Source organism: Bacillus sp. B15-48 (genome assembly GCF_016879755.1).
Lineage (GTDB): Bacteria > Bacillota > Bacilli > Bacillales > Cytobacillaceae > Mesobacillus_B.
The window spans coordinates 270,215-296,022 of record NZ_WOFU01000004.1 but is presented as its reverse complement, the minus strand read 5'-3'; the positions used below and the strand labels follow the sequence as shown (position 1 = coordinate 296,022).

The following is a 25,808-nucleotide window of genomic DNA, read 5'->3' as shown; positions in this document are numbered from 1 at the left end:
ATTTGAGGTGGGAGCTCGATTGGCTTGATAAAAGGGCAAAAATAACACCAATGAGTTTGGCTCTAGTAGATGCAGAACAACAGACAACACGGACATACAGAGAACTTAATATCCGCTGCAAAAAATTAGCAGACTGGCTTTACGAAAAAGGGGTTCGAAAAGGGGACAGAATTGCACTCTTATCTCCTAACGATATTAGTTATTTTGAATTGCTGTTTGCTTGTGGGAAAATTGGAGCGATTTTTGTTCCCATTAATTGGCGGTTATCTTTACAAGAAATCCACTATATTTTATCCGATTGCGCTCCAAAACTAATTGGCTATCATTTTAGTTTTAAAAAAACCGTAAATGAAAAGCTATTTACTGATTACGAAACGTTTCAGATTGAAAAAGAATTTTTAGAAAACAGAAGAATTCCAGCTTTCAAGGAAGAACCACTTCAAGAACAAGACCCATTAGCGATTATTTATACAGGAGGAACAACTGGAAATCCAAAAGGGGTGGTCCTCAGCTATCAATCAATTTTAACGAATGCGATAAATACAATCATCAGTTGGAATTTAACGGATGAAGACATCACTTTAACTTATTTGCCTTTATTCCATACCGGCGGTCTGAACGCCTTATCGATTCCGATTTTATTGGCAGGTGGGAAAGTAGTGATTGCCAATGATTTTGATCCAGTTAAAGCGATCACATATTTAAATCACTATCAATGTACTGTCGTCCTATTTGTTCCAACGATGTACCATATGATTATTGAAACAGAGGAATTTAAGAAAAATTCGTTTCCATCAGTGAAAACATTTTTTTCAGGAGGCGCCCCATGTCCTCTAGAAATTTATGCCGCATTTAAAAGGAAAGGATTGTTGTTCAAAGAAGGGTATGGATTAACTGAAGCGGGTCCGAATAATTTTTATATTGATCCGAAGATTGCTCAAGAAAAAAGAGGCTCAGTAGGAAAACCGATGCTCTTTAATGAAATCAAACTCGTTAAAGCTGACGGTACGGAGGCAGCAGTGCATGAAGTCGGCGAAATCCTCATTCAAGGCAAGCATTCTTTTGCGTACTATTGGGAAAATGAACAAGCAACTAGAGAGGTTAAGAAGGATGGCTGGATTTATACTGGTGATTTAGCGAGAAAAGATGATGAAGGTTATTTTTATATTGTTGGTCGCAAAAAAGATATGATCATAACAGGTGGGGAGAATGTTTATCCTTTAGAAGTTGAGCATTGGATCGCCGCACACCCACAAATTGATGAAGTTGCGGTCCTTGGGCTACCTGATTCAAAATGGGGAGAGATTGTTACTGCGTTTCTCGTCGTCAAGGGGACTGTCGAGCCATCCGAACAGGAACTAATCCACTATTGCTTGAAAAAACTAGGAAAATATAAAATTCCAAAAAAATTTATTTTTGTTGCACAATTGCCAAAGACCCATGTTGGTAAAATCGATAAAAAAGCACTGAAAAGATTCGCTTTGGAGAAGAAGGCAAATTTCTTATAAATAAAAAGTCTAAATTAATCATTCTTGAGTATCATCATAGTAAGGATAAGGAGGCGATTTGATGAAGTCAATTGGAGTCTTAGGTGTAGGTCAGGCAGGGGGCAATATCGCGGAGATAGCAGCAACCATGGGCTTTCCAACCGCCCTTATCAATACAAACCCTCGTGATGGCAAGGTAAATACTCGAGTTGAAAATAAATTTTTTGTACCAGGTTATAATGGAGCTGGTCAGGATCGTTTAATCGGAATTCGCGCTGTAAAAGATCATTATTATGAATTAATTGATTTTGTTAAGCGTTCATTTAAACATACCCATTTTTTATTGGTCGCCTTTTCAACAGATGGGGGAACAGGCTCAGGGATGAGTCCATTATTGATTGATTTGCTTACAGATCATCTCCCAGGTATGAACGTCGGTGCTCTTGCCGTTATTCCGGAAAGAAATGTTTTAGCTGGCAATCGCATCAATGCAGCTGAATGTATCGAAGAGCTTTCTAATATTCAATCGATTTCTTCTGTATTTTTAGTCGATAATGACCAGGTGAGGAAAATGAACCCACAAGCGAGCAAACAGCAAATCTATCACTCATCCAATCATCAAGCCATTCACGCGCTTTACCATGTTTCCCAAATGACTCAAAAAAGTTCTCTATACGGAAATTTTGATGAAACAGATTTGATGACGATTTTAAATACTCGCGGAGTGTCGCTCATAACAATGGCTCCTGTTACAGATGCAAAAACATCAACTGAACTATCCAGTAAAATTCATCATTCATGGGGAAATTCAATCTTTTGTCCGGTAGAATCAACCGGGGTGATTCGTGCGAGTTTAATTTATGATGGTCCTGAGAATATGGCAAAACTAATCCATGTTCCATCAATCTTCCAAAAGGTTGGAGAACCATTGCAATTATTTGAAGGAACATACTTATCAGAAACGGATCCAACAATAACAACGATCCTTGCAGGACTCCCATTTCCATCACGCCGGATGCTGGCACTAGAAGAAACGATTGAAAAAAATAAAGAACGGTTAGAAAAGCTTGTTAATAAAGAACATACCCAAAAGTATAAATCTAAAATAACATGGGCATCAGAGTTAAAGGCTAAACGATCGGATAAGAAAGCGGAATCAGTAAATACTAAATTATCTAAATATCAGAAATAGCCGCAAATTAATTAAAGTATATTTGAGGCAGTAGGAAGGCGCTGGAAAGATTCCTGTTTTAATGGGGATCTTTTTTGTTGGTAAAAATTAATAATAGATGCGAGAAAAAGAGAGTTCCGGGGAACTGGTTAAAAAACAACTAAGAAAAAGCCCACATGGATGAGGGCTTCACTTTTCTTAGTTATTTTCAGTTAATTTTATATAGTTCTCTCGATTGGCTTGAAGTAAATGGGTCACATTCTTTAACTTTTCTGTTAGTTTGAGAAATTCTTCTTTGTTTTTATCAAGTAAGGACTGATCAACTTTTTGCTCGATTACCTCTTTTTGAATATTCAATTGAACCTCGGTTAGCAACATCTCAGCAATTTGTAAATCTTTCATGTTTACATTAGGTTCCGGCAAATAAAGCAACTTCTCTTCCATTAAAATCACTCCTTGACCTTTTTTCTATTATACTCATTGTATTTAAATTATTCAAACTATTTAGCTTGGAAAATCAATCCAAAAACAGGATAACCAAATCCCAGTTCCAAAAAATGATCGTAGCAAAATGATAAAGTTTTATGAAATCACATAATTTTAGGAGCACCTAACGGGAAACTAGTATAAAATAGTGGGTAGATGCTTCGTTATTTCCCTGTACGGAAAGGGGTCGTTTTATGAAAGATTTTTTTTCTCAGTCGACTAATCGGCTTATAAAAGAAAACGGTTTCATTATTTTATTATCGTTATTTGTTCTCATCGTTGCGCTTACATTAAATAGACCATTATACGGCTTTTTCGGAGAAGAAAATTATTTAACCATCCATTTGATCCTCGAAATCATTATTATTACGATTGCCTTTATGATTGCTACACAAACATGGGTTGCTTTCCCAAGAATCCGTTCAAGTTATCGCTTATTCATTGGTGCACTCTTTTTTGCAGTTGCGCTTATTGAAACGATGCATGCGATTACCTATAAAGGAATGCCTTACTTGATTGCCGAGAGTTCAGCTTATAAAGCGACATGGTTTTTTATGGTCGCTCGTTTAACCGAAGTCATCGGTCTATTGGTGATTTTTCTTCTAAAAGATCGAATTGTCCATCCGCGAGCCAGGTGGTGGGCTTACAGCTTAGCTACAATATATGCTCTTTTTTGGTTCATTATTCTTTATTTCCCTCAACCATTATTACCTGAGCTAGTGCTGGACGGAGTTGGTACAACCGCTTTAAAGAATAACCTACAGTATGTTGCGATTTTATTAGAAGTTCTTTTTATCGGAATCGTCATTCGTCAATTAAATAGAAATAAAATCTTTAATTTATTTCTCATTTTCGCTTCATTAAATTTATTACTAGCTGATTATTTTTTTACTACATATACAGATGTTTATGATATTAATAATTTTACCGGGCATTTATTCCAACTGATGGGATTTTTGTTTCTCCTTCGAGCGATTTTTTATACATCTGTTGAAGAGCCCTTTCAAAAACAAAAAGAAGCTGAACAGCAATTGATTAAGAATGAAAAATTTTTACATACGATCACAACACAGATGGGGGAAGGCTTAATTGTAACAGATCAATATGGCAACATCACTTTAATGAATCTTGAAGCAGAACGACTACTTCAATGCTCACAAAAGGAAATGATCGGAAAGAATGTCCATTACTCTTTCCATCGCATCGAAGACGGTAGAAAATACACTCCTGAACAATGCCCGAGTATAAAAGCATTAATGGTAGGAAGAACTTACCGAACAAATGAGGATTGGTTTGCGAAGAAAGATGGGGAAATCTTTCCTGTCTCATTTGTATCTACCCCTTTATTTGAGAAAAACGAAGTTACTGGATCGATTATCGTTTTCCGTGATATTAGTCAACAGAAAAAAGACCATGAACTAATACAGTACATGGCCTTTCATGATGAACTGACAAAACTGCCAAATCTTCGGTTTATAAAAGAAAAGTGGACAAACATCATTGAAAAACAGCCCCATGAAAAAGCGGCGATTATTGTCCTTGATATCGATCGTTTTAAAAATATGAATGAGGCACTAGGACACTCATTTGGTGATTCAATCCTCCAATCTGTTGCCGAGCGCCTTGAGGAACAGCGGACGTCACGCATGATTATTGGGAGGTTAACAGGTGATGAGTTTGCCGTTATTTTGTCATCAATCACTGATGATGGCGAAATCGTGTCGGCTATTGAGAACCTGCAGGTATTGTTTAAAGAACCGATACAGGCACAACATCTTTTATTAAATATAACAATCAGTATGGGAATCGCTGTTTATCCAGAGAATGGACGAACAGCGGATAAGGTCTTGCAGCATGCAAATATGGCTCTTATGGAAGCTCAAACGACAAACAAACCATATCAGTTTTATCAAACTTCCATGGATGGGAGAGCCTTTGATCGCCTATTGTTAGAGAATGATTTGTATAATGCTCTTTCTGAAAATCAACTCAGTCTCGTTTATCAGCCCCAAGTAAACATCAAGGATGGCCGAATGATCGGATTGGAAGCTTTACTTCGCTGGCATCATCCAGTTCACGGTCCAATTTCACCTGCGAAATTCATCCCGATCGCTGAAAAAACAGGGCTGATTGTACCGATAGGTGAATGGGTTTTACGAACAGCCTGTCAACAAATGAAACAATGGCATGACGAGGGACTGTCACATCTTGTTGTTGCCGTTAATCTCTCAATTAGGCAATTCTATCAACAAAATCTAATTGATATGGTGAAAAAAATATTAAACGAGACAGAGTTGCCCGCAAAATATCTTGAACTAGAAATCACTGAAAGTATGGTAATGAACATGGGGCATGCGATGAAGACGTTAGCAGCGTTAAAATCATTAGGGATTCAAATCGCCATTGACGATTTTGGGACAGGTTATTCTTCGTTAGCCTACTTAAAAAATCTTCCAGTCGATCGCTTGAAGATTGACCGCTCGTTTGTAAGAGATTTACTTGCGAAAGAAGATGATACATCCATTATATCAACGATTATTTTGTTGGGCAGAAATTTAAACATTGATGTCATTGCCGAAGGGGTAGAAACAAACGACCAAAAAGAAGTTTTACAAAAACAACATTGTTATCATGTACAAGGGTATTTATTTAGTCCACCACTCACTGCCAATGAGTTTATCCATCAATTGGAAGAATTACAACAAAAAGCACGTCAAGCTGTGATAGCAGCTAGTTAACAGCAAGGGGAGCGCCCCTTGCTGTTTTTTTGCTCATCAACCACCAGATAGATAAATTGTCAGCAAAATTCATTAATCCGTACTATTTCTACCAATCTTAAGCTAAAAACTATGCGAAAATAAATAATGAATAGGATAGAAATAGGTGAGAAAATATGAGCGAAGAAAAACTATTGCATTTATTTAATCATTTTTTAGATGAATTGAATAATGGAAATGGCTATACAGGATTAATTAAACAATTTTCGTTCTTTTTATCGTCTGATACGTTACTAACCGATGATATCTATCAACCTATCATCTTTGTAACGTCAGAGGGGAAAGGATTTACATCCGATTTAGTTGAAGTGAATGGAGATCACACTTTCCATATTAATAATCATTTAACCGATGAGTTATGGGAAGCCCATTGTGTACCTTTAAACAATCAAGGCATCTTAATTGGCTATTTATTCTTAAAGAAGGAAAATCTTGAAAAATCAGATCATAAAATCCACGTCGAAACCGCTACAAGCCAATTGGCTAAGTTTATTCATATGGAACAAAAAAAACATCATGGGTTAAAACAAATTGGTCAAAGATACAAAGATTCATTTATGTTTGACTTATTATATGGAAATATTAAATCAGTCACAGATATCCTGTCAAAAGGGGAACTTTGGCAAACAGATTTTTCATTGCCCCATACGGTCATTGCCTTTGAACTAAAAGAGTATGATTATTTTTCAATGGATAATGATTTATTGGACCGCATTCATCGAATTTTCGAACAAAAACTGACCTCACTTGGAATCGTCCCTTTCATATTGAAAAAAAGAGAAGAACTAATTGTGATTCTTCCGTTAAATGAACAGGATGATTATAAAAAAGGCCGACAATCGATCCTGCGAGTCATTGAAGCTTTAAGAAAAGATTCAAGTTCCTACCTTGGAGAGCGTTCGTTAACAGTTGGAATCGGAAGAATTTACGATCGCCCAACAGAATTGTTCAGAAGTTACCAAGAAGCAAAGGTGGCTAAAATACTCGTCGCCAACCACCAACATGATGAAGTGGTTTTTTTTAGTGATATTGGGTTAATGAAGCTATTATACAATCATGATTTTCAGGAATTAAAAGAATTTGAGTATGATATATTAGGTGAACTTGAAAAAATAGATCAGCAATCGGAAATGTCCCTACTTGACACAATCGAAGGATATATAAAAAACAATTGTGATTTAAAGAAAGCATCAGAAGCAATGTTTCTTCATCGGAATACACTTAGGTACCGTTTAAATAAAATCGAAGAATTATTACAAGTTGATTTAAGTGATTTGCAGACGATCATTAATTTTGCCGTTGCTTTTAAAATTAGACATTTAGATCAATTGAAACATTTATAGGAGATGGTTACATGAGGGGGTTTGAAGATAAAGATGTAAAGGTTTATCGGAATGTATGCCCACGAAACTGCTATTCGACTTGCAGCATGCTCTCGGTTGTTAAGAATGGCAAGCTCGTCAAAGTAATGGGAGATAAAAAACATGGATATACAGAAGGGAAATTATGCGCCAAAGGGTACGCCTACACACAATATGTGTATAGTCCTGATCGAATAAAATATCCGCTGTTACAATCGAAAAGAGGCTCTGGGAACTGGACAAGAATTAGCTGGGATGAAGCTTACGAAATAATCGCTAGTAAAATACTGGAGCTCAATAAACAGTTCGGATCTAATTTAGCGATAGGTTATAACACTTTTTCCGGTAATTTAGGCTTCCTACATTATGCATTGCAAGGGATGTTCGATAGCTTTGGTCCGCATACCCAACCATATGGGAATCCTTGTTTAGCAACCGGTCGAGAAGCTTTAAAATACAATACTCCCTTTGAATATAGCCCGCCGCCGGAAAGAATGGCCAATTCAAATATGATTGTTTTATGGGGAGCAAATCCTGCGAGAACGAATATACACCAAATGAAATTTATTTTACGGGCAAAAGAAAAAGGAGCAACCTTCGTTGTAATTGACCCAATCTTTACGGAGACCGCTCGTTTAGCCGATATTTATATTCAAATTCGGCCCGGCACGGATGGTTACCTAATTATGGGAATGCTAAAATTAATTTTAACCAATCGCTGGGGGAATCACGAAAAACTAGAACAGTTAGTGAATGGGTGGAAAACCTTCTCCGAGCTGGTGACAAAGGTAGATTTAGACGATGTCACAAAAAGGACAGGGGTCCCACTGGAAGCAATCACAGAGCTCGCTTATTTATATTCTCACACTTCGCCTATCTCCACTTGGATTGGTTTTGGAATGCAGAGAAAACGATCAAGTTCCCAAGATATCCGTGCGATTGATGCGTTAACAACTGTGACCGATAACCGTTTTGTCATAAATGGGGGTTTGTATTATTTCCATCCAGAAAGCGAAAATTTCCCGTTAAACTTAAGGAAAGCAGATAAGGAAAATCAGCAAAATCGTAAAATCAATATCAATTATTTTGCCGAAGAGGCTTTAAACTTACAAGAGCCACCATTAAAATTTTTATGGCTTAATTCACGAAATCCGTTAAGTCAGGATCAGCATTTGACGGAATGGTACCAATTACTAGATCAATTGGAGTTAGTTGTTACAACCGATTTATACATGACACAAACGGCAAAAATGTCTGATATTGTCTTGCCGACAACGACACAATTTGAGGCAATGGATCTTCATGTTAGCTATTGGAACCATTGGCTTTCATTAAATCAGCAAGCAATTGAACCTTATTATGAAGCGAAAAGTGATTTAGAAATTGTCAATGGTCTTGTCCAACGATTGAATAAAAAATCAGCTAATTTTTCCTGTTTTCCCGCCCATCTTGATGCACTAGATTGGATTAAAATGGAAATAACAGACGAAGTGAGAGAAAGATACGGTCTTCATTCATGGGAGGAACTTCTTGAACGACCTTATCATTTAAAATCGCAAATCGCTGAAATTAATCAGGCACTAGAAGAAAAGGAAAAACCGTTTACCTTCTATTCTAACCAAGCTGAGCGAGACGGGTTACCTCCCTTACCAGTCAGTTTTAATGAAGCTCATACACCGAAAAATAAATTTACTTTGCTTACACCTCAGTCGCTGTTAACGATTCATTCACAATTTGAAACTTTATCCTGGCTAAATAATCAATCAAAATCAGGGATCCTGTTTATAAATGCTACATCCGCTAACGAGCTTAATCTTAAAAATGGGGATCAAGTCATTATTTATAATGAAAATGGCGAAGTTTTTGCAGAAATAGAATTGGATCATACGCTCCCAACAAATACAGTTGTTATTAATCAAGGTGGAAATCTCCCTATTAATCTCTTAATCGGCAGCAAAAAAAGCAGTGCGCTGAACGAAGCAGAAAAAAACGGGAGCGCACCGTTTTATGATATTTATGTTTCCATAAGGAAGGTGACCATGAAACGATGATTAAGCAACTTGGTTTTTTATTTATCGCTGACCGATGTATCGGTTGTCATGCATGTTCGATTGCGTGTTTAAATGAAAATAGCCAGTCTTCCAATAAAAGCTATCGACGTGTCAATTTAATCAATCAAGAACATTTCCTTTCGGTTTCTTGTAATCATTGCGATAGTCCGGAATGTTTTCGTGTATGTCCGAATAGCGCCTTCACTAAACGACAAGATGGGATTGTTGAATTAAATAATAATCTTTGTACTGGTTGTGGCATTTGCATGTCCGCCTGCCCATACGGAGCGATCCAGTATAATCCGAAAATAAGGAAAGTAGAGAAATGCAATATGTGTCATTCTCAACAACAAATAGGAGCATTTCCTGCCTGTGTACAAGCCTGTACGACATCTGCATTGCAACTTATTGATTTATATCATGAATATAGAAAGGAAAGTGTCACACAAGTTGATGGTTTTTACAATCCTCGATTAACAAAGCCTTCGATTCGGTTTATTCCTCCAAAAACAAAAAAACGATATTGGATACAATGAGAACACATCTATATGATGTGTTTTTTTTTGCATAGATGAAAGCAGATCTTATGGCGAATTTATTAACATTGCTAGTGATTCTCATCGTTCATTCAGATGACATATCTGTTTGTCATTTGGTACAAAATTAACCGACTTATTTCTATTTTGAGGCTAAAGACTTTGTCATTTCCTGTCGATATAATAAAAGTATCAAAGAATTATTTTTTGATTAGAAAGAGGTGTGGAATCAATGATTCAACAAAAGAACTTAGAACTTACTGACATTCAAGATCTGTTGGAATTGCGTATTTTTGCCTACGATCTACTAAGAAGAACCTTTTTGGCAGAACCGACAAAAGAATTCGTCAGCCAAATCCAAAATAATGAATTCATTGCACTATTTCCTTTTAAAGAAGAACATCCACAGTTAAAAGCAGGAGTTGAGCAAGTAACTGAATTTTTCAAAACCTTTACAGTTGATGAACATTTTGAACAATTACATTGGGATTATACGAGAATGTTTATCGGTCCATATCAAATTCCAGCGCCGATTTGGGAGTCTGCTTATGTGAATAAAGATGGGTTGCTTTTCCAGGAGGAAACATTACAAGTAAGAAGATTATATTTACAAAACAATCTTGCTTTGCAACAAGAAAGTTATGAACCAGAAGATCACTTAGGGCTAGAGCTTGATTTTATGTATCAGTTAAGTTCGTTATTAACTGATTTAGTAAAAGATGAAAAAATTGAGCAGCTAAATAAAACGATTAAAGATCAACATTCTTTTATTATTGAACATTTATTAAATTGGTCACCGATTTTTTGTGAAAATGTGAACAATCATGCTGATACCGATTTTTACAAAGGGATGGTTAAAATCCTTAGCGGATTTTTAAATATAGATAAAATTTGTCTTGAGGAGCTATTAGCCAAAACAAAACAATAAAAAAGTCAAAAATATGGAGGTGTCTTTATGTCAAACTTTATAAAGAAAGCGATGGAACAAAAAATAAGTCGAAAAGCCTTTCTAGGATGGTCTGGAGCTATAACTACAGCAGCGATTGTGCCTAGTTATGGATTAAAAAAGATCGATTCAAAAGTGGCAGCTGAACAACTAGAACAAGAGGGAGAATGGAAAACAGCAGCTTGTTGGCATAACTGTGGTGGACGTTGCTTGAATAAAGCGTTAGTCGTAGGCGGCGTTGTCACAAAACAAAAAACTGATGATACACATCCTGATAGTCCAGATTTCCCACAACAAAGAGGGTGTGCACGAGGACGCTCTCAACGCCATCAAGTATTTGGTGCCGATCGCTTGAAATATCCAATGAAACGCAAACACTGGGAACCTGGTGGCGGCAAAAAAGAATTACGCGGCCGTGATGAGTGGGTACGTATTTCATGGGACGAAGCGTTAGACCTCGTTGCTGAAGAATTAAAACGAGTGAAAAATAACTATGGAAATAAATCCATTCTAGGCTCAAGCCGACTGCTTAATTTTTATGGCGGCGGACTCGTCAGATGGGGCTCTTCCTCTTCAGGAGCATGGGGAAAACCACAAGAACATATGACTGGTTTCTTTTCTTGGTCTGCAAATGATCGTATGGATTGGAGAAATGCAAAGTTAATTGTTATGTGGGGAGCAAATCCTGCTTGGAGTTCTGCAGGAAGTCCGACTTATAACCTTTTACAAGCGAAAAAGGCAGGAGCAAAATTTATTTTCGTTGACCCACATTTGAGTCCGTCAATGAAAACGTTAGGAGACACATATATTCCTTGTCGCCCTGGCACAGACACGGCGCTCTTAATTGGGATGGCTTATCATATGATTGAAAATAATCTCCAAGATCAAGATTTCTTAGATCGCTGTACAGTTGGTTTTGACAAAGATCATATGCCAGAAGGAGCAGATCCGAAAGAAAACTTTAAAGATTATGTTTTAGGTACGTATGATGGCATTCCGAAAACACCTGAATGGGCTTCTGAAATTTGTGGAACTGATCCTAGAGTGATTCGTGATTTTGCTCAAGAGATTGCGACAACAAAACCAATGATTTTCACATCGTCATTTGCGCCAGCACGTACGTATCGTGGCCAGCAATTTTGTCAAGCGTTTCTTACTGTTGGTTGGATGACAGGAAATGTTGGGAAATCTGGTGCTGGGGTTTGGACGATGAATTATGCTTCCAATCAAAGTTATGGCGGAAAAACATTAGTACGAGGCGGAGGAAATGGTTTACCTCGAGCGGAAAACCCACTATTCCCTGGGGTCACTTATGGAGCATATGATGGCTATCGCTTTGGAAATCCAACGAATACAGAATTCAATGGTATGGCCTATACAGAAACATACGATGCAATCTTAAACAATGAATATACCGCAACTGTTCGTGGAAAAGTCCCATGTGATATTCGGATGATTTGGCTCGTTCGCGATGGTAGTGGATATAATTTCTTGAACCAATCATCTGGAATTATGAAAGGGATTCAAGCGTTCCGTAAAGTCGATGCAGTCATAACGAATGATATCGCGCTTTCAACCATCTCTAAATATGCAGATATTGTGTTACCGGCAACGACAGAATGGGAGAAAGAAGGAACGATTAAGAGCGGAAACCCAGAAGCCATCATCGTTTCGCAAAAAGTAACGGAGCCACTTTTCGAGGCAAGAACAGAAGAATGGATGGACCGTGAACTTGCTAAACGACTTGGTCTTAACGAAGACGAGGTTTACCCAATCAGTGCTAAACAACAATTATTCAATAGTCTAGCAGGTTCTCAAGTGATTAATGATAATGGCGAAGATTATGAGCCGCTAGTCACCATTACAGAAAAAGATATTCAAAAATGGGGTGTGGAAGGTGCACCGCAAAAAGGAAGAATTTCTTTAGATGAGTTAATTGAAAAAGGTTCCTATCAAGTACCAAGATCGCCGAATGATAATTTCACTGTCATTCAAGGGGAAGGTTTTGTGAAAGAACCAGAAGCACATCCTCTTAATACGAAGAGTGGAAAACTTGAAATCCATTGTCAAGCATTATCTGATGATATAGCTGCTTATGGTTTTACAACGATTCCGCCAATCGCAAAATATGAACCACCAATCGAAGGAATTGAGGATACGTATGCAGATTGGGAAAATAAAGTGAAAGGGGAATATCCATTCCAACTTTATACAATCCATTACGCTAGACGGTCTCACTCGGTCTTTGATAACGTACCACAACTAAGGGAAGCTTTTCCACAAGAGTTCGTTATGAATACAAGAGATGCAAAAGCACTCGGTCTTAAAGATGGGGATACCGTTTTAATCGAAAGCCGTCATGGAAAAGTGATTCGTCCATTGTCTGTAACGGAATCAATGATGCCTGGTGTCGTAACTCTCGGGGAAGGTGCTTGGGTCGAGCTAGATGATGAAACAGGGATTGACAAAGCAGGAGCAACGAACACATTAAGTGGTACACATTTAAGTGGACAAGGAGAAGAACCTTGGAATACATGTAATGTTCGTGTTGAGAAATACACTGAGGAAAAACTATTGCCAGACGCAGAATGGCAACAAAGAGTGATATTTTAGGAGGTGAACCACTATGGGACAAAAAGGTTTTTATTATGATTCTACTATTTGTACTGGGTGTAAAACATGCCAAATCGCATGTAAAGATGTGAATGATTTAAAAGTCGGCGAAAACTTTAGAAAAGTTTATTCCTTTGAGGGTGGTACTTTTCCGGATGTATGGGGTTATTACCTTTCATTAGGATGTAACCATTGCGAAAATCCTAAATGTGCTGAAAACTGTCCTACTGGTGCGATTTATAAACGGGATAAAGATGGGTTAGTTGTCCAAGATCGTGAAAAATGCATTGGCTGTAAAATGTGTATGTGGTCATGCCCATATGAGCGGCCACAATATATTGAAAGTGAAAAGAAAGTAGGGAAATGTGATGGTTGCGCCGCTCTTGTCGATGAAGGGAAAAACCCTGTTTGTGTGGATTCCTGTCCAATGAGAGCAATCGAATTTGGTGAGATTGACGAGCTACGCGCAAAATATGGCGATCATACCGATTTGAAGGTTTTAGTTGATTCTAAGATGACGAATCCTTCGATTACGATCCATGCCATCCAGCAAGCGAAAAAATAGAATTTCTAGTTGAATTTAAGATTAAGAGGAGGTCATATATATGCATGTTCTCGCTGAAGAATGGCCATTGCTGTCTTTTACACTGCTAACACAATTAGCGGTTGGAACCTATCTATTTTTGGTCATTATCCGCACGTTAACGAAAAATGGAGATAAAAAGATTACGATTAATGCAACGAAAAAAGGAATGTTTTTCATCGGACCAGTGATGGTCGTTGCCCTTTTGTTATCGGCTTTCCACTTAGGAGATCCATTAGGGGCCTATCGTTCACTTGGTAATTTAGGTTCCTCTTGGTTAAGTAGGGAAATAGTCTTCGCAGGATTATTCTTTGGACTTTGGTTCGTATCTTATTATTTAGATCGCAAAGGCGCATGGAATCAAATCCTCGGTTGGGTCAATTCAATCGTAGGCTTAGCTGCAATCTATAGCATGGCAAGTATTTATGCAACATCGATTAAACCAGCATGGACAGACGTGAATACGTATATCGCCTTTTTTGGGACAACGATTCTGTTCGGAGCTGTTGCTTCAATCTTGCTCATTGCATTAAGCAAAGAAGAAAAACCGAAACAATTAAGCGGAATCCTAAAAGGAATTGGGTTAATTGGATTAGCTGCCATTATCATTCAATTAATCTACCTACCAGTCTATGTAGCAGGCTTATCTGTAAATGGTGGGTTAGCAGGTGCTGAATCTGCTAGTTTAATCACTGGGACATATGCTGTCTCAACAATGATTAGATGGATTTTATCCATCGCAGGTTTAGTCATTCTCGGAATTGCTTTATACCGAAAAATGGAATCTAAAACACAATATACGTACTATTATACAACAGCTCTTTTACTTGTAGTCGTTGGAGAATTTTTAGGAAGATTTATCTTTTATGCAACAGGTGTACCAATCATCGTTGGTTAAATAAGCGAAAGCAAGGGAATCCATCCCTTGCTTTTTTATTTTTTTGAAAGGACTGACATTACTTTTTAAACACATGATCACCGATAATGACCGTTGTATCTCGTGTATCGAGCCAACGACTTGTTGCAATATCAGGGTTGTAAAAGAATAACGATTCATTCGTTACACTGCTAGGTTCTGACAATGCGGTATAAACAGCTTCATACGACTCTTCATCTGCTGGTTTATTGACTTCACCATTACTTACAGGTTGAAATTGTCCTGGGGCATGGATGACAGCAGTGACTGTATCCGGGAATTTCGAACTTTCTACCCGGTTCAGGACAACATCCGCCACTGCAACCTTTCCCTCAAATGGTTCCGTTTGCGCTTCAGCTCGTACAATTCTAGCCAGTAAATCGATTTCATCCTCTGTAATATCAATATTCACAACAGGTTCTTGTTCATATGTTTCATCACGTTTAATAGGTTGATCCGTCAAAATAATTTCCTGTCCCACAAAAATGACATCTATATTTTTAATATCTGGATTTACCTTAGCGATTGCCTCTAAACTAGTCCCTTTTTCACGAGCAATTTTCGTTAATGTGTCTCCTTTTTTCACCGTATAAGCAGAAGTAGGTAAAGCGGCAATAAAGAACGATACTAGCAATAATAGTAAGACAATTGTTTTTTTCACTATTAATCCTCCTAGTTGAATGGTATTTAGAAAATGTTATTCTCTAACTAAAACTATTCTTATGAATAAAATAAATAGAATAGTATTACAATTGGTTTACATGAATATGACATGCATGATTCTATTGAATTTGTTGCGATTTAACAGGTTTTTAATCAACTAAATATTATCTCTAAAAAAGGGCTGGGATATATTTTTTAAAAAAACATAAAAATGAATTCGTGTTTTTCCTAATAAAACCATCTGATTTGTAAAGAATAACTAGAAATGAATAAAAATCCATGGAGTTTCAAGCGAAAAGTAGGTTGATTATATATATAAAGGGGGCAGATGAGTGTTTGTATTCCGAGGAGATGCTCACAAAGTCTATTTGCGACTAAGAAGGGCAACGAACAAAGAACAATCTTTCAATGAAATCTCTGAGTTAACAGAACTCAAAGACATCAAGAAACTTTATGAAACAATTGATAGTGAAACATTAAAAATCATTTATTACCGAATGATTAAAGAAAAGAATGGGTCGGGGATGATTCCGATCTTTGTAACAACCATTCCATGGTTGTTATTCATGTTTTCTAATCAAATCCAACGATTTCTTTTCAAAGAAGGGAGTCTTCTTTGGGTTGCCTTTACAATCATTTATCTTTGTATCCTTACTTTAAGTGTCATCCTTCATTTTCGTGAAAAAGCATGGGCAGAGACCCATATCGAAATCATTCAAGATATTATAAAAGCAAGAAAGGATGAGAAAAATTAATTTCCATTTTTAAAATCATGAACAAAGAAAATGTTTTTTCGGTAAAACTATTGACGAATAAAGATAAATATTATATTATATAAAAGTCGCTAACAGATGGTTTCTACTAAGCAAATCAGTTATCGTCATTATCAATAGTGCCGGGGTGGCGGAACTGGCAGACGCACAGGACTTAAAATCCTGCGGTAGGTGACTACCGTACCGGTTCGATTCCGGTCCTCGGCACCATTTTTTTTGAAATTACATGCGCCCGTAGCTCAATTGGATAGAGCGTCTGACTACGGATCAGAAGGTTATGGGTTCGACTCCTTTCGGGCGCGTATTGTTAAGTAGTTAGCTCAGCCTAAAGAGCTCTTCTAGGTCTATATGATGATTAATTAAGGCGGTGTAGCTCAGCTGGCTAGAGCGTACGGTTCATACCCGTAAGGTCGGGGGTTCGATCCCCTCCGCCGCTACCATTATTGGAGGAATACCCAAGTCTGGCTGAAGGGATCGGTCTTGAAAACCGACAGGCGGGTTAAACCGCGCGGGGGTTCGAATCCCTCTTCCTCCTCCATTTCACTTGAAATTTAAAAGTATACATATTATAAAATTATAAAACCCCAAGTTTTTCACTTGGGGTTTTTCTGTATTTCATTCTTTCTTTCTTCACTTGATACCAAGCTCTCGATGTCTTTATAAAAAAGGAAACTTTTCACAGCTTTTCATCGTCTATATATGTAAACACTTGGAAATTATTTTTTTGAAGTTTAAGCCAAGTTTTAATTGTTTAATTGATACATATAATGAAGCTAATGTGATAAAAAGCTACATGTCGTAATAGCTTGGATTATTAAAAGCACACTGAGAGGGAAGGAGAACTATGAAATCAACTTTTGTTAGAGCTCAAAAATTTTCACCAAGTTTTCTGGGCTTTTTTACCATTGCGGTTGTAATCATGTGGATGAAAACATACATTGTACAATTCACCCAATTTCAATTAGGAATTGAAAGTTTCATGCAACACTTGATTTTGTTTTTAAATCCATTAGGATCAGCGGTTCTATTTTTAGGAATTGCCTTTTGTTATAAAGGGAAGAAAAGGTATTTTGCATTAATCGGACTTCAATTCCTGATGACAGGGCTTTTATTTGCAAACATCTTATATTATCGGTTTTTTACCGACTTTATTACGTTGCCTACGCTCATTCAAACACAGAACTTTGGAGATGTTAGCGGCAGTGTACCTACTCTGATAAAACCATTAGACTTTTTACTGTTTATTGACTTGCTAATCGTAATTGGTCTACTCGTCTTTAAAGTTGTTCATATTAACACAAACGTCATCGCTAAGCGAAAGATAGCCGCAATATTCGGCCTTGGTTTAGGGATGACTTCTTTAAACCTTGCCTTCGCTGAAGTAGACCGTCCGGAATTATTAACTAGGGGCTTTGATCGAAATTACATTGTTAAATATTTAGGAATGTACAATTACACTATTTATGATGCTGTACAAAGCACGAAAGCAACTGCACAAAGGGTACTAGCAAGCAGTGATGATATGACTGAAGTGATCAATTATACAAAGTCCAATCATGCACCACCAAATCCAGCATTTTTTGGCATCGGAAAAGAGATGAATATCATTTATATTCACCTAGAATCCGTTCAAACTTTTTTGATTAACTACCGATTGCATGGGGAAGAGGTAATGCCATTTTTAAACTCATTAACAAGGGAAGAACATACCCTTTATTTTGAGAATTTCTTCCATCAAACCGCTCAAGGAAAAACAGCTGACGCCGAGTTTATGCTTGCGAATTCTTTATATGGATTGCCACAGGGCTCCGCTTTTACAACGAAAGGGTTAAATACTTATCATAGTGCGCCAGCCATTTTAGGGCAAGAAGGGTATACATCTGCAGTCTTTCACGGGAATAGCGGGAGCTTTTGGAATCGAGATGAGATTTATAAATCTTTTGGCTATGACTTTTTCTTCGATTCTAGTTCCTATGAATTAAAAGAGCAGGATTTAACTGGGTATGGGCTGATGGATAAACCATTTTTTCGACAGTCTGTCCCGTTTATTGAAACTCTGCCTCAACCATTTTATGCAAAATTTATTACCGTTACCCACCACTATCCATTTACAATCGATCCAAAATTAGCAAGTATTGATCCACATACGACAGGGAACCGAACGGTTGACAACTATTTCCAAACAGCTCGATATGCTGATGAAGCGCTAGAACAGTTCTTCACTTCTTTAAAGAGGTCTGGATTATACGATAATAGTATTATTATTCTTTATGGAGATCACTACGGGATTTCGAATAACCATAATAAAGCAATGGAACAAGTGATTGGCAAAGAGGTGACGCCTTTTGAAAGCGCAGGTCTACAGCGAACCCCGTTATTCATTCGTATTCCAGGAATCGAGGGGAGAATTGTCGACGAATATAGCGGACAAATCGATCTTCTTCCTACACTTCTTCATCTGCTTGGGATTGATACAAGAAAGTATGTGCATTTTGGAACCGACTTATTTTCTGAGGAACATGATGATTTGATTCCATTTCGGAATGGTGATTTTGTAAGCCCAAAATATACGATGGCTGATGGGAAATTTTACGACTCAAAAACGGGCGAACTTTTGGAAGAAGAAGCGCAGCTGGAAGAAGCGAAAAAATATCGCGAAATGGTTAAACAAAGATTAGATTTTTCCGATAAAGTTGTAAACGGAGATTTATTGAGGTTCTATACTCCATTTGGCTTTCAACCAATTGACAGGGATATGTACGACTATCACCGCTCTGAAAATTAAAATTAAATTATATAAAAAAATCCATTCAAGTCTGAATGGATTTTTTGTTTTTTACATTCTATATCCGTTTTTTCATTCCACATTGTCGGCACTCTCTTATGAAGGCGTAATTGCTAACAGAACTCTTGAACAGAACGCTTCCACAATTATCACAACGTCCACTCACACGATCAGGAAATTCGTTGTAGTCGTAAATTTTTTCTAAATCATAGTCAGGCTTGTCCTTTTCCATGTAAATCGTTCCCTTCATGTTCACTTCCAATTATTATAATAACAGACTGTTGTATGAAGGAAAATCGTTTTTACTGTGATGAGAAAATACAGACAAAGAGTTCTTCCTAAGTAAATTTAATAAAGGAGCCTAAATGAAATTTTAGAACTCCTTTTTTATTGTGATTAGGGAAATCGTTTTCATTTATCATCTGAAGCGAAGGAAGTCCTTCAACCAGGGAGGTTAATTTTCTGCAAGTGAGTTTGATTGATATTCATGACATAACATTGAGGTTTTTCTGCGTTTCTTTTAACGAGTTCAGAATAAAGTTTTTTGTAATCAACAATCGATAATTCACACTGAATATAGCTTTTTTGAACATAGTCTAATAGTTCATTGGCATGAAGTGGAGGTTGCTTTTTTTCAAGCTTAAATCGATGGATTAATTCTTCAAATAACATATAATCACTCCATTTTCCTTTTTTTCACTGAAAACACTTCCGTATTGAAAACGCTTCCAGATTGAAGTATAACATATTATATAAGTTAGTAGTATTAAAAATGATATAAAAATTACGACATAAAACTACAAATATTGTCGAAATACATTTTTAATAAATTCTAGTTTATCCCTCGTTTTCAGTCTTTCATCGTAAAAATAGGATTTCTATCACTTTTGATAAACCCTTTCGAATGACCTATTCCTTTTTACCTATCGTGGCTTCAAATAATAAATAAAGCAGTTAAAAGATATAGGACGATAGCAATCCCAGCACCGATTGATGATATTTTTAATTTGTAGCGTGCATAATCAACGATTGGCAAGTCGAGAATCGATGCAGTTGTAATTGTTGTATCGCCTAAGGGAGAAGCTAAAGCGCCAAATGCCCCGCTTGCAAACACTGCACCAACGGTCAAAGGGATTGATGCACCAGTCGCGACTGCTAGCGTCATTCCTAAAGGCATAAACAATCCCCAAGTTCCCCAAGAAGAGCCAATAAAATAGCCAACAACTGACCCAAGCAAAAAGATTGTTGCCGGTGTTAAGTAGGAAGGTAAAAAGGCTCCTAAAGTCGAACTAATAAAAGCGGAAAATCCTAAGTCTTCAGCTGATAAAGTCAATGACCAGATAAGAACGAGTAGACTAATCGCTTCCATCATCTGATTCCCACCATCATAAAAATGATATAACAGTTCTGACAATGATTGTTTTCTCATAATGTAAAAGATAAAGGAGAAGACGAGAGTAATAAAAACGGCTAAAAGCATCACAAATGTAGCGTCAGCAATCGTAAAAGCTTCAAAGATTGTGTTTGCTCCATTAGTTACTCCATCTTTCCAAAGTAAAAACAACGACAAACTGATTAACAAAAATACCGGCATGATAAGATTCCACGGCTGTGCCTTTACTAATGACAATTCTTTCTTTATCCCCTTACGATGAAACTCATGTTCTTGGTCATCGAATTGTTCCTCCGGGTTCGAATCATTCGAATCATTCGGTCGGTTCCAAATCGTTTTCGCGATTCCAATGACCAACATGACAATTGCAAAAAAATTAAACAAAATACTAAGTAAAAAGATTTCATAAGAACCCATATTTAAATTTAAATCTTGAACACCAGCTTCGACTAATGAGACCATAAAACCAACAAATGCAGTTGCAACAGGTAAGAGGACAATGATCGACTCTGTGGAAATATCTAGCATTAATCCAACTTTCGCTTTAGACAGTTTCATTTTGTTAACAAGCGATTTTATGACTGGACCAATCATCATGATTCGAAACATTGGCATCATAAATGTAAATGGCAATGTGAACCAAATAAATGCTAATAATCCACGCTCATTTTTTATTCTCGTACTAACCCATTCTGAAAAACCTTTAATTCCACCGGAGATGTTCATCATCCCGATTAGACCGCCAAATAAATAGAGAAAACCGATAATTTTAATATTTCCTGAATCAGATAAGGTTGCCACAATATAAGATACTGATTGATAAAGTCCCCCGACTATATTTGCTTTAACGATAAGCGCCCCTACGAGCAGGCCAACAACAAGACCAGGTAAAATATTTTTCAACCAGATTGCCATTGAAATGACAATTACAAATGGTACAAGAGAAAACCACGAATATTCCACTGATTTTTCCTCCATTGCATGATAACAAAAATAGGCTGCGATTCAATTAGTATCTCACTTAGGAAGAAGAACTATTTATTTAAATTTCCATTTCTATAGCAAAACGTGGAGATAATTCCAGAATTACTTATCATAAAATCATTATTAAGAATGTTTTATTTAGGTTGGCGTTCCATTTAAAGATTGTAGTTTTTTAAGGTGAAAAGGGAAAAGGAGGGAAGGCATGAAACCGTTTCGCTCGATGTTGTTCGTTCCAGGTTCAAAACAAAATTGGTTTTCTAAATTGGCTACGTATTACACCGATTCAATCATTCTCGACTTAGAAGATAGTGTTCCCAACCACTTAAAATCGGAGGCAAGAAAAAATGTAACCGCAGCAATTGCTCCGTTAACAGAGCAAAAACAGCGTATTTATGTAAGAGTTAACCGCGGACCATATGGCTTTAGTATCGAAGATTTGGAAGCCATTATTCAACCTGAACTTGAAGGGGTGGTCCTGCCCAAAATAGATGGTCCTGAAGATATTGAAACACTTACAAGTATTGTTTCTGAAATTGAATATAAGAAAAATCTAAAAATTGGTTCCACCAAATTTGTTGCAACGTTAGAAACGGCACGATCTATTTATTTTGCCTATGAGATCGCCGTAAAAGAGAGAGTCATTTGTCTTGCTGGAGTTAGTCCTAAAAACGGAGATGTTGCTCGTTCTTTAGGCTACCAATGGACTGTAGAAGGAGATGAACGCCTTTATATCCGATCAAAAGTAGTGTTAGCTGCAAGAGCAGCAAATGTCCTCCCAATCGGTGGTTTATGGCAAGATGTCCATAATTTGGATGGCTTGCGTAAAGCAGCAATGGGGAATCGTAAGCTCGGTTTTGTTGGAGAAATGGTTGTCCATCCATCGAATGTATCCATCATTAATGAAATCTATTCTCCTTCTGAAGCCGAAATAATCCATTATAAGGGAATGATTGATGCATTTGAAAAAGCGGAAAAAGAAGGGATAGCAGCTATTTTATATGAAGGTGAGCATATTGATTATGCTCATGTTAAAACGGCTAGGCAGATATTAAAATTCGCCGAAAACATAAAGAAATAGACTCTCCTAATGTCAACAACTCATGACTGAAGTCACGAGGGTTCTCGTCTATTATTTAAAACGAAAGCAAAGGAGCGACCTTTCATGTCAAGAGGAAAGTACTATGATGAATTATCAGTCGGTGATGTATATGAGCATCCAATCACCCGTACTGTAACAGAAACAGATAACTTGTTCATTACGACGTTAACGCATAATCCTCAACCGCTTCATTTGGATAAAGAATTTAGCAAGGAATCGGTTCATGGCAGCATTATTGTAAATAGCTTTTTTACATTGGCATTTGTCGTCGGTGTTTCCGTTTCTGAGTTAACTTTAGGAACAACGTTAGGAAATTTAGGTTTTGAAAAAGTAACCTTTCCGGCACCGGTGCGAATTGGTGATACATTAAAAGGAGTAACAGAAGTAGTCGATAAACGAGAATCGAAATCGAATCAAAACCGCGGAATTGTCTGGTTTGAGCACCGAGGCTATAACCAAAAAGGAGAACTTGTCGTTCAAGCAAAAAGGGCAGCATTGATGTTAAAATCTCCAGAATAACAAGAATGTAAAAAAAGATGGGCAAAATTTGCCCATCTTATCTTATTAATATATTTTGTCTCCATTAAAAATCGAGTTCTTCACAACTACATAATCAACCGTACGGATGGCACTTAATTTATTTCCGCCAGAATAAGAGATAGACGATTGCAAATCCTGTTCCATTTCTGTTAATGTTTCTTGCAGAGGGCCTTTGTACTCGACATACATTTTTTTACCTTCGACATTCTTCTTTTCACCTTTTTGAAATTCTGAAGCTGACCCGAAGTATTCTTTATATATTTTTCCGTCTTTTTCAATTGTTTCTCCTGGGGATTCCTCATGACCAGCAAAAAGGGAGCCGATCATAACCATTGTCGCCCCAAAGCGGACAGACTTAGCAATATCGCCATGCGTACGAATTCCACCATCAGCGATAACAGGCTTACTCGCTGCTTTTGCACACCAGCGTAGAGCAGCTAATTGCCAACCTCCAGTACCAAAACCTGTTTTAATTTTTGTAATACAAACTTTTCCTGGGCCAATTCCGACTTTTGTTGCATCCGCCCCAGCATTCTCTAATTCTCTTACTCCTTCGGGGGTTCCAACATTTCCAGCAATCACGAAGCTATCAGGAAGATATTCTTTAATATGTCTAATCATCTCAATGACAGCATTTGAATGGCCATGTGCAATATCAATTGTAATATACTCTGGAACTAAGTTCTCAGCTGCTAATTGTTGGATAAAGCCATATTCATTTGCTTTTATACCAACGCTAATTGAGGCATAAAGCCCACGAGCTTTCATATCCTTAATAAAGGCAGTTCGCTTTTCAGGTTCAAAACGATGCATAATATAAAAATACCCATTTTCAGCTAATTGAAGGGCAATTGTTTCATCTATAATTGTTTGCATATTTGCAGGAACAACAGGCAACTTAAATTTGCGCTTTCCAAGAGTAACGCTTGTGTCACATTCAGAACGGCTGTTAACCACACATTTTGCAGGAATCAACTGAATATCTTCGTAATCAAATACATTTTCCATTGACAAGCACCCCTAAATACGAATAATAATATTATTACAGAACAAAAATGTTCGTCCATCGGTTAATATACCTTATTATTATTATTCTGTCAAAGTTTTTTATACAAGAAAAGGGTCCTACAATTGTAGGACCCTCATAATGGGATTAGTCTAAATCGAACCGCCAATATTTGACTCTTGTTTCGCTATTTTTTCTTGCTCTCTAAGTTTTTTGAAGGATCTAGTCTCAGTAACAACAACGCCGGAAAGAAGAACAAGACCAATTAAGTTAGGAATGGCCATTAATGCATTAAAAATATCAGCAATCGTCCATACTAAACCTAAATTCATTCCCGCACCAACGAATACAGTACTAATATAAACAATCCGGTACACTAGAATTGACTGATTTCCGAATAAATACTCAAAACATTTCTCTCCATAATAGGCCCAGCCAAGTACAGTTGAATAGGCAAAGAAAATAATCCCAATTGTTACAATCCAGCCAGAGCCTGGCAGGAGGGTATTAAACGATTCAGTCGTTAACGCAGCACCTGTTAAGTTTCCCCCTATGTATAAGTTTCCCATAACAAGTGTGATTCCGGTAATTGAACAGATAATAATTGTATCAATAAATGTTCCTGTCATCGAAATCAGCGCCTGGCGTCCTGGATGATCTGTCTTAGCCGCAGCGGCTGCGATTGGTGCAGATCCCATCCCAGCTTCATTGGAAAATACACCTCGGGCAACCCCATAGCGGATAACAGCTCCAATCGCACCTCCGGCTACAGCTTGACCTGTAAATGCATCCGTAAAAATTAGTCCAATTGTTGAAGGGAGGAGGTCAATATTCATAATAATAATAATTAGTCCACCTGATAAATACAAAACCGCCATAATTGGAACAAATACCGAAGTTACTTTCCCAATGCTTTTTATCCCACCTACAATAACGAGTGAAGTAAAAATGGTGAGAAGAAGTCCCGTAATCCACGGATTCAATCCAAAACTGTTTTCAACGGCAGCAGCAACAGAATTCGATTGGACAGAACTGCCGATTCCAAAGGCAGCAAGCGACCCAAAAATAGCAAATAAGACAGCAAGCCATTTCCAACCTAAGCCTTTTTCAATATAATACATCGGTCCGCCAGCCATTTTCCCATCTTTCCCAACGGTACGATACTTTACAGCTAGTATTGCCTCAGCATATTTTGTTGCCATTCCAACTAGTGCCGAAAGCCACATCCAAAAAACCGCACCAGGTCCACCTAGAACGACAGCGGTTGCAACACCAGCAATATTTCCGGTTCCTATTGTAGCAGCAAGTGCTGTCATAAGAGATTGGAAATGAGTAATATCTCCTTGAGAAGACTGATCTTGTTTTTTTGAAAAAACAAGTTTTAATGCATAAGGTAAACTAGTAAATTGATAAAACCCGAGTCGTAATGTGAGGAGAAGTCCTGTTCCTACAATCAGGATTAGAGTCGGCGGCCCCCACACAACATCACTTAACCAGCCGAGAAAATCTGCCATCTTTCCACCATCCTTTTAAAAAATAATAAAATTTACAATTATTGCTAAAATAATAATTTTAATATACCATAGAATCTTCGCATATCCAATCGTTTTCTGAATTTTCACCAAATAGACAAAATCG

21 protein-coding genes and 4 tRNA genes are annotated in these 25,808 nt (G+C 37.3%); 18 read left to right on the top strand and 7 right to left on the bottom strand.

Features of this window, described 5'->3' with window-relative positions; translation table 11 throughout:
• Positions 1 to 2 precede the first annotated feature (2 nt).
• Positions 3 to 1,508 carry an acyl-CoA synthetase gene (locus GNT69_RS14770; protein WP_203555743.1) on the top strand — a complete coding sequence of 502 codons (1,506 nt, stop codon included), beginning with the start codon at positions 3 to 5 and terminating at the stop codon, positions 1,506 to 1,508.
• Between the two features lie 61 nt (positions 1,509 to 1,569).
• Positions 1,570 to 2,679, top strand: a complete 1,110-nt coding sequence (locus GNT69_RS14765) for an FtsZ/tubulin family protein (RefSeq protein ID WP_203555742.1) — start codon at positions 1,570 to 1,572, stop codon at positions 2,677 to 2,679.
• 177 nt (positions 2,680 to 2,856) lie between these two features.
• Here GNT69_RS14765 and GNT69_RS14760 read toward each other — a convergent pair whose 3' ends face one another.
• Positions 2,857 to 3,102 carry an IDEAL domain-containing protein gene (locus GNT69_RS14760; protein ID WP_203555741.1) on the bottom strand — a complete coding sequence of 82 codons (246 nt, stop codon included), beginning with the start codon at positions 3,100 to 3,102 and terminating at the stop codon, positions 2,857 to 2,859.
• 236 nt (positions 3,103 to 3,338) lie between these two features.
• Here GNT69_RS14760 and GNT69_RS14755 point away from each other — a divergent pair, with 236 nt between their 5' ends.
• The 8 genes from GNT69_RS14755 (at position 3,339) to GNT69_RS14720 (ending at position 14,909) form a co-directional block, all read left to right on the top strand.
• Positions 3,339 to 5,882 carry a bifunctional diguanylate cyclase/phosphodiesterase gene (locus tag GNT69_RS14755; RefSeq protein WP_203555740.1) on the top strand — a complete coding sequence of 848 codons (2,544 nt, stop codon included), beginning with the start codon at positions 3,339 to 3,341 and terminating at the stop codon, positions 5,880 to 5,882.
• Between the two features lie 155 nt (positions 5,883 to 6,037).
• Complete coding sequence (locus tag GNT69_RS14750; protein WP_203555739.1) at positions 6,038 to 7,264, top strand: PucR family transcriptional regulator; 1,227 nt, start codon at positions 6,038 to 6,040, stop codon at positions 7,262 to 7,264.
• Between the two features lie 11 nt (positions 7,265 to 7,275).
• Positions 7,276 to 9,333 carry a molybdopterin-dependent oxidoreductase gene (locus GNT69_RS14745; protein ID WP_203555738.1) on the top strand — a complete coding sequence of 686 codons (2,058 nt, stop codon included), beginning with the start codon at positions 7,276 to 7,278 and terminating at the stop codon, positions 9,331 to 9,333.
• The gene (locus GNT69_RS14740) at positions 9,330 to 9,869 is read left to right on the top strand and encodes a 4Fe-4S dicluster domain-containing protein (RefSeq protein WP_203555737.1); all 540 of its coding nucleotides are present in this window, start codon (positions 9,330 to 9,332) and stop codon (positions 9,867 to 9,869) included. The genes GNT69_RS14745 and GNT69_RS14740 overlap by 4 nt, the downstream gene beginning before the upstream one ends.
• 232 nt (positions 9,870 to 10,101) lie before the next feature.
• On the top strand, positions 10,102 to 10,797 hold the full coding sequence (locus tag GNT69_RS14735) for a TorD/DmsD family molecular chaperone (protein ID WP_203555736.1): 696 nt from the start codon (positions 10,102 to 10,104) through the stop codon (positions 10,795 to 10,797).
• A 27-nt stretch (positions 10,798 to 10,824) separates the two neighbouring features.
• Complete coding sequence (locus GNT69_RS14730; RefSeq protein WP_203555735.1) at positions 10,825 to 13,428, top strand: molybdopterin-dependent oxidoreductase; 2,604 nt, start codon at positions 10,825 to 10,827, stop codon at positions 13,426 to 13,428.
• A gap of 13 nt (positions 13,429 to 13,441) precedes the next feature.
• Complete coding sequence (locus GNT69_RS14725) at positions 13,442 to 13,993, top strand: DMSO/selenate family reductase complex B subunit (RefSeq protein ID WP_203555734.1); 552 nt, start codon at positions 13,442 to 13,444, stop codon at positions 13,991 to 13,993.
• 40 nt (positions 13,994 to 14,033) lie between these two features.
• Positions 14,034 to 14,909, top strand: coding sequence for a dimethyl sulfoxide reductase anchor subunit family protein (locus tag GNT69_RS14720; RefSeq protein ID WP_203555733.1), 876 nt, complete (start codon positions 14,034 to 14,036; stop codon positions 14,907 to 14,909).
• 58 nt (positions 14,910 to 14,967) lie between these two features.
• On the opposite strand, the gene GNT69_RS14715 is transcribed toward GNT69_RS14720, so the two are convergent.
• Positions 14,968 to 15,588 (bottom strand): cell wall hydrolase, encoded by a 621-nt coding sequence (locus GNT69_RS14715; RefSeq protein WP_203555732.1) that lies wholly within the window; start codon positions 15,586 to 15,588, stop codon positions 14,968 to 14,970.
• Between the two features lie 334 nt (positions 15,589 to 15,922).
• Between GNT69_RS14715 and GNT69_RS14710 the strand changes: the two genes are divergently transcribed.
• From GNT69_RS14710 to ltaS, 6 genes are all read left to right on the top strand, one after another.
• Positions 15,923 to 16,345 carry a hypothetical protein gene (locus GNT69_RS14710; protein ID WP_203555731.1) on the top strand — a complete coding sequence of 141 codons (423 nt, stop codon included), beginning with the start codon at positions 15,923 to 15,925 and terminating at the stop codon, positions 16,343 to 16,345.
• Positions 16,346 to 16,484: 139 nt separating this feature from the next.
• A tRNA-Leu gene (locus GNT69_RS14705) sits at positions 16,485 to 16,573 on the top strand.
• A gap of 18 nt (positions 16,574 to 16,591) precedes the next feature.
• Positions 16,592 to 16,665 (top strand) — tRNA-Arg (locus tag GNT69_RS14700).
• Between the two features lie 61 nt (positions 16,666 to 16,726).
• Positions 16,727 to 16,803, top strand: a tRNA-Met gene (locus GNT69_RS14695).
• Between the two features lie 5 nt (positions 16,804 to 16,808).
• Positions 16,809 to 16,901, top strand: a tRNA-Ser gene (locus GNT69_RS14690).
• A 306-nt stretch (positions 16,902 to 17,207) separates the two neighbouring features.
• A complete protein-coding gene (ltaS, locus tag GNT69_RS14685) occupies positions 17,208 to 19,148 on the top strand; it encodes a lipoteichoic acid synthase (protein WP_203555730.1) in 1,941 nt (646 codons plus the stop codon).
• A gap of 58 nt (positions 19,149 to 19,206) precedes the next feature.
• Here ltaS and GNT69_RS26220 read toward each other — a convergent pair whose 3' ends face one another.
• From GNT69_RS26220 to GNT69_RS14675, 3 genes are all read right to left on the bottom strand, one after another.
• The gene (locus GNT69_RS26220; RefSeq protein ID WP_481747648.1) at positions 19,207 to 19,380 is read right to left on the bottom strand and encodes a DUF8096 family protein; all 174 of its coding nucleotides are present in this window, start codon (positions 19,378 to 19,380) and stop codon (positions 19,207 to 19,209) included.
• A gap of 209 nt (positions 19,381 to 19,589) precedes the next feature.
• Positions 19,590 to 19,820, bottom strand: a complete 231-nt coding sequence (gene yppF, locus GNT69_RS14680; protein WP_203555729.1) for a YppF family protein — start codon at positions 19,818 to 19,820, stop codon at positions 19,590 to 19,592.
• A 262-nt stretch (positions 19,821 to 20,082) separates the two neighbouring features.
• Entirely contained in the window at positions 20,083 to 21,504 is a 1,422-nt protein-coding gene (locus tag GNT69_RS14675; protein WP_203555728.1) for a Na+/H+ antiporter NhaC family protein, read from the bottom strand.
• Between the two features lie 223 nt (positions 21,505 to 21,727).
• Here GNT69_RS14675 and GNT69_RS14670 point away from each other — a divergent pair, with 223 nt between their 5' ends.
• Together GNT69_RS14670 and GNT69_RS14665 are read left to right on the top strand one after the other, a co-directional pair.
• Positions 21,728 to 22,603, top strand: coding sequence for an HpcH/HpaI aldolase/citrate lyase family protein (locus GNT69_RS14670; protein ID WP_203555727.1), 876 nt, complete (start codon positions 21,728 to 21,730; stop codon positions 22,601 to 22,603).
• An 84-nt stretch (positions 22,604 to 22,687) separates the two neighbouring features.
• Positions 22,688 to 23,143 carry a MaoC family dehydratase gene (locus GNT69_RS14665; protein ID WP_203555726.1) on the top strand — a complete coding sequence of 152 codons (456 nt, stop codon included), beginning with the start codon at positions 22,688 to 22,690 and terminating at the stop codon, positions 23,141 to 23,143.
• Between the two features lie 45 nt (positions 23,144 to 23,188).
• Here GNT69_RS14665 and guaC read toward each other — a convergent pair whose 3' ends face one another.
• Positions 23,189 to 24,172 carry a GMP reductase gene (guaC, locus tag GNT69_RS14660; RefSeq protein WP_203555725.1) on the bottom strand — a complete coding sequence of 328 codons (984 nt, stop codon included), beginning with the start codon at positions 24,170 to 24,172 and terminating at the stop codon, positions 23,189 to 23,191.
• 150 nt (positions 24,173 to 24,322) lie between these two features.
• Positions 24,323 to 25,684: an alanine/glycine:cation symporter family protein gene (locus tag GNT69_RS14655; RefSeq protein WP_203555724.1), complete on the bottom strand. Its 1,362-nt coding sequence runs from the start codon at positions 25,682 to 25,684 to the stop codon at positions 24,323 to 24,325.
• Between the last annotated feature and the right edge of the window lie 124 nt (positions 25,685 to 25,808).

Excerpts from the sequence above, each read along its gene's own strand:
- GNT69_RS14765 (WP_203555742.1), top strand. The coding sequence starts at position 1,570 with ATGAAGTCAATTGGAGTCTTAGGTGTAGGTCAGGCAGGGGGCAATATC.
- GNT69_RS14760 (WP_203555741.1), bottom strand. The coding sequence starts at position 3,102 with ATGGAAGAGAAGTTGCTTTATTTGCCGGAACCTAATGTAAACATGAAA.
- GNT69_RS14755 (WP_203555740.1), top strand. The coding sequence starts at position 3,339 with ATGAAAGATTTTTTTTCTCAGTCGACTAATCGGCTTATAAAAGAAAAC.
- GNT69_RS14750 (WP_203555739.1), top strand. The coding sequence starts at position 6,038 with ATGAGCGAAGAAAAACTATTGCATTTATTTAATCATTTTTTAGATGAA.
- GNT69_RS14745 (WP_203555738.1), top strand. The coding sequence starts at position 7,276 with ATGAGGGGGTTTGAAGATAAAGATGTAAAGGTTTATCGGAATGTATGC.
- GNT69_RS14740 (WP_203555737.1), top strand. The coding sequence starts at position 9,330 with ATGATTAAGCAACTTGGTTTTTTATTTATCGCTGACCGATGTATCGGT.
- GNT69_RS14735 (WP_203555736.1), top strand. The coding sequence starts at position 10,102 with ATGATTCAACAAAAGAACTTAGAACTTACTGACATTCAAGATCTGTTG.
- GNT69_RS14730 (WP_203555735.1), top strand. The coding sequence starts at position 10,825 with ATGTCAAACTTTATAAAGAAAGCGATGGAACAAAAAATAAGTCGAAAA.
- GNT69_RS14725 (WP_203555734.1), top strand. The coding sequence starts at position 13,442 with ATGGGACAAAAAGGTTTTTATTATGATTCTACTATTTGTACTGGGTGT.
- GNT69_RS14720 (WP_203555733.1), top strand. The coding sequence starts at position 14,034 with ATGCATGTTCTCGCTGAAGAATGGCCATTGCTGTCTTTTACACTGCTA.
- ltaS (WP_203555730.1), top strand. The coding sequence starts at position 17,208 with ATGAAATCAACTTTTGTTAGAGCTCAAAAATTTTCACCAAGTTTTCTG.
- GNT69_RS26220 (WP_481747648.1), bottom strand. The coding sequence starts at position 19,380 with ATGGAAAAGGACAAGCCTGACTATGATTTAGAAAAAATTTACGACTAC.
- yppF (WP_203555729.1), bottom strand. The coding sequence starts at position 19,820 with ATGTTATTTGAAGAATTAATCCATCGATTTAAGCTTGAAAAAAAGCAA.
- GNT69_RS14670 (WP_203555727.1), top strand. The coding sequence starts at position 21,728 with ATGAAACCGTTTCGCTCGATGTTGTTCGTTCCAGGTTCAAAACAAAAT.
- GNT69_RS14665 (WP_203555726.1), top strand. The coding sequence starts at position 22,688 with ATGTCAAGAGGAAAGTACTATGATGAATTATCAGTCGGTGATGTATAT.
- guaC (WP_203555725.1), bottom strand. The coding sequence starts at position 24,172 with ATGGAAAATGTATTTGATTACGAAGATATTCAGTTGATTCCTGCAAAA.
- GNT69_RS14655 (WP_203555724.1), bottom strand. The coding sequence starts at position 25,684 with ATGGCAGATTTTCTCGGCTGGTTAAGTGATGTTGTGTGGGGGCCGCCG.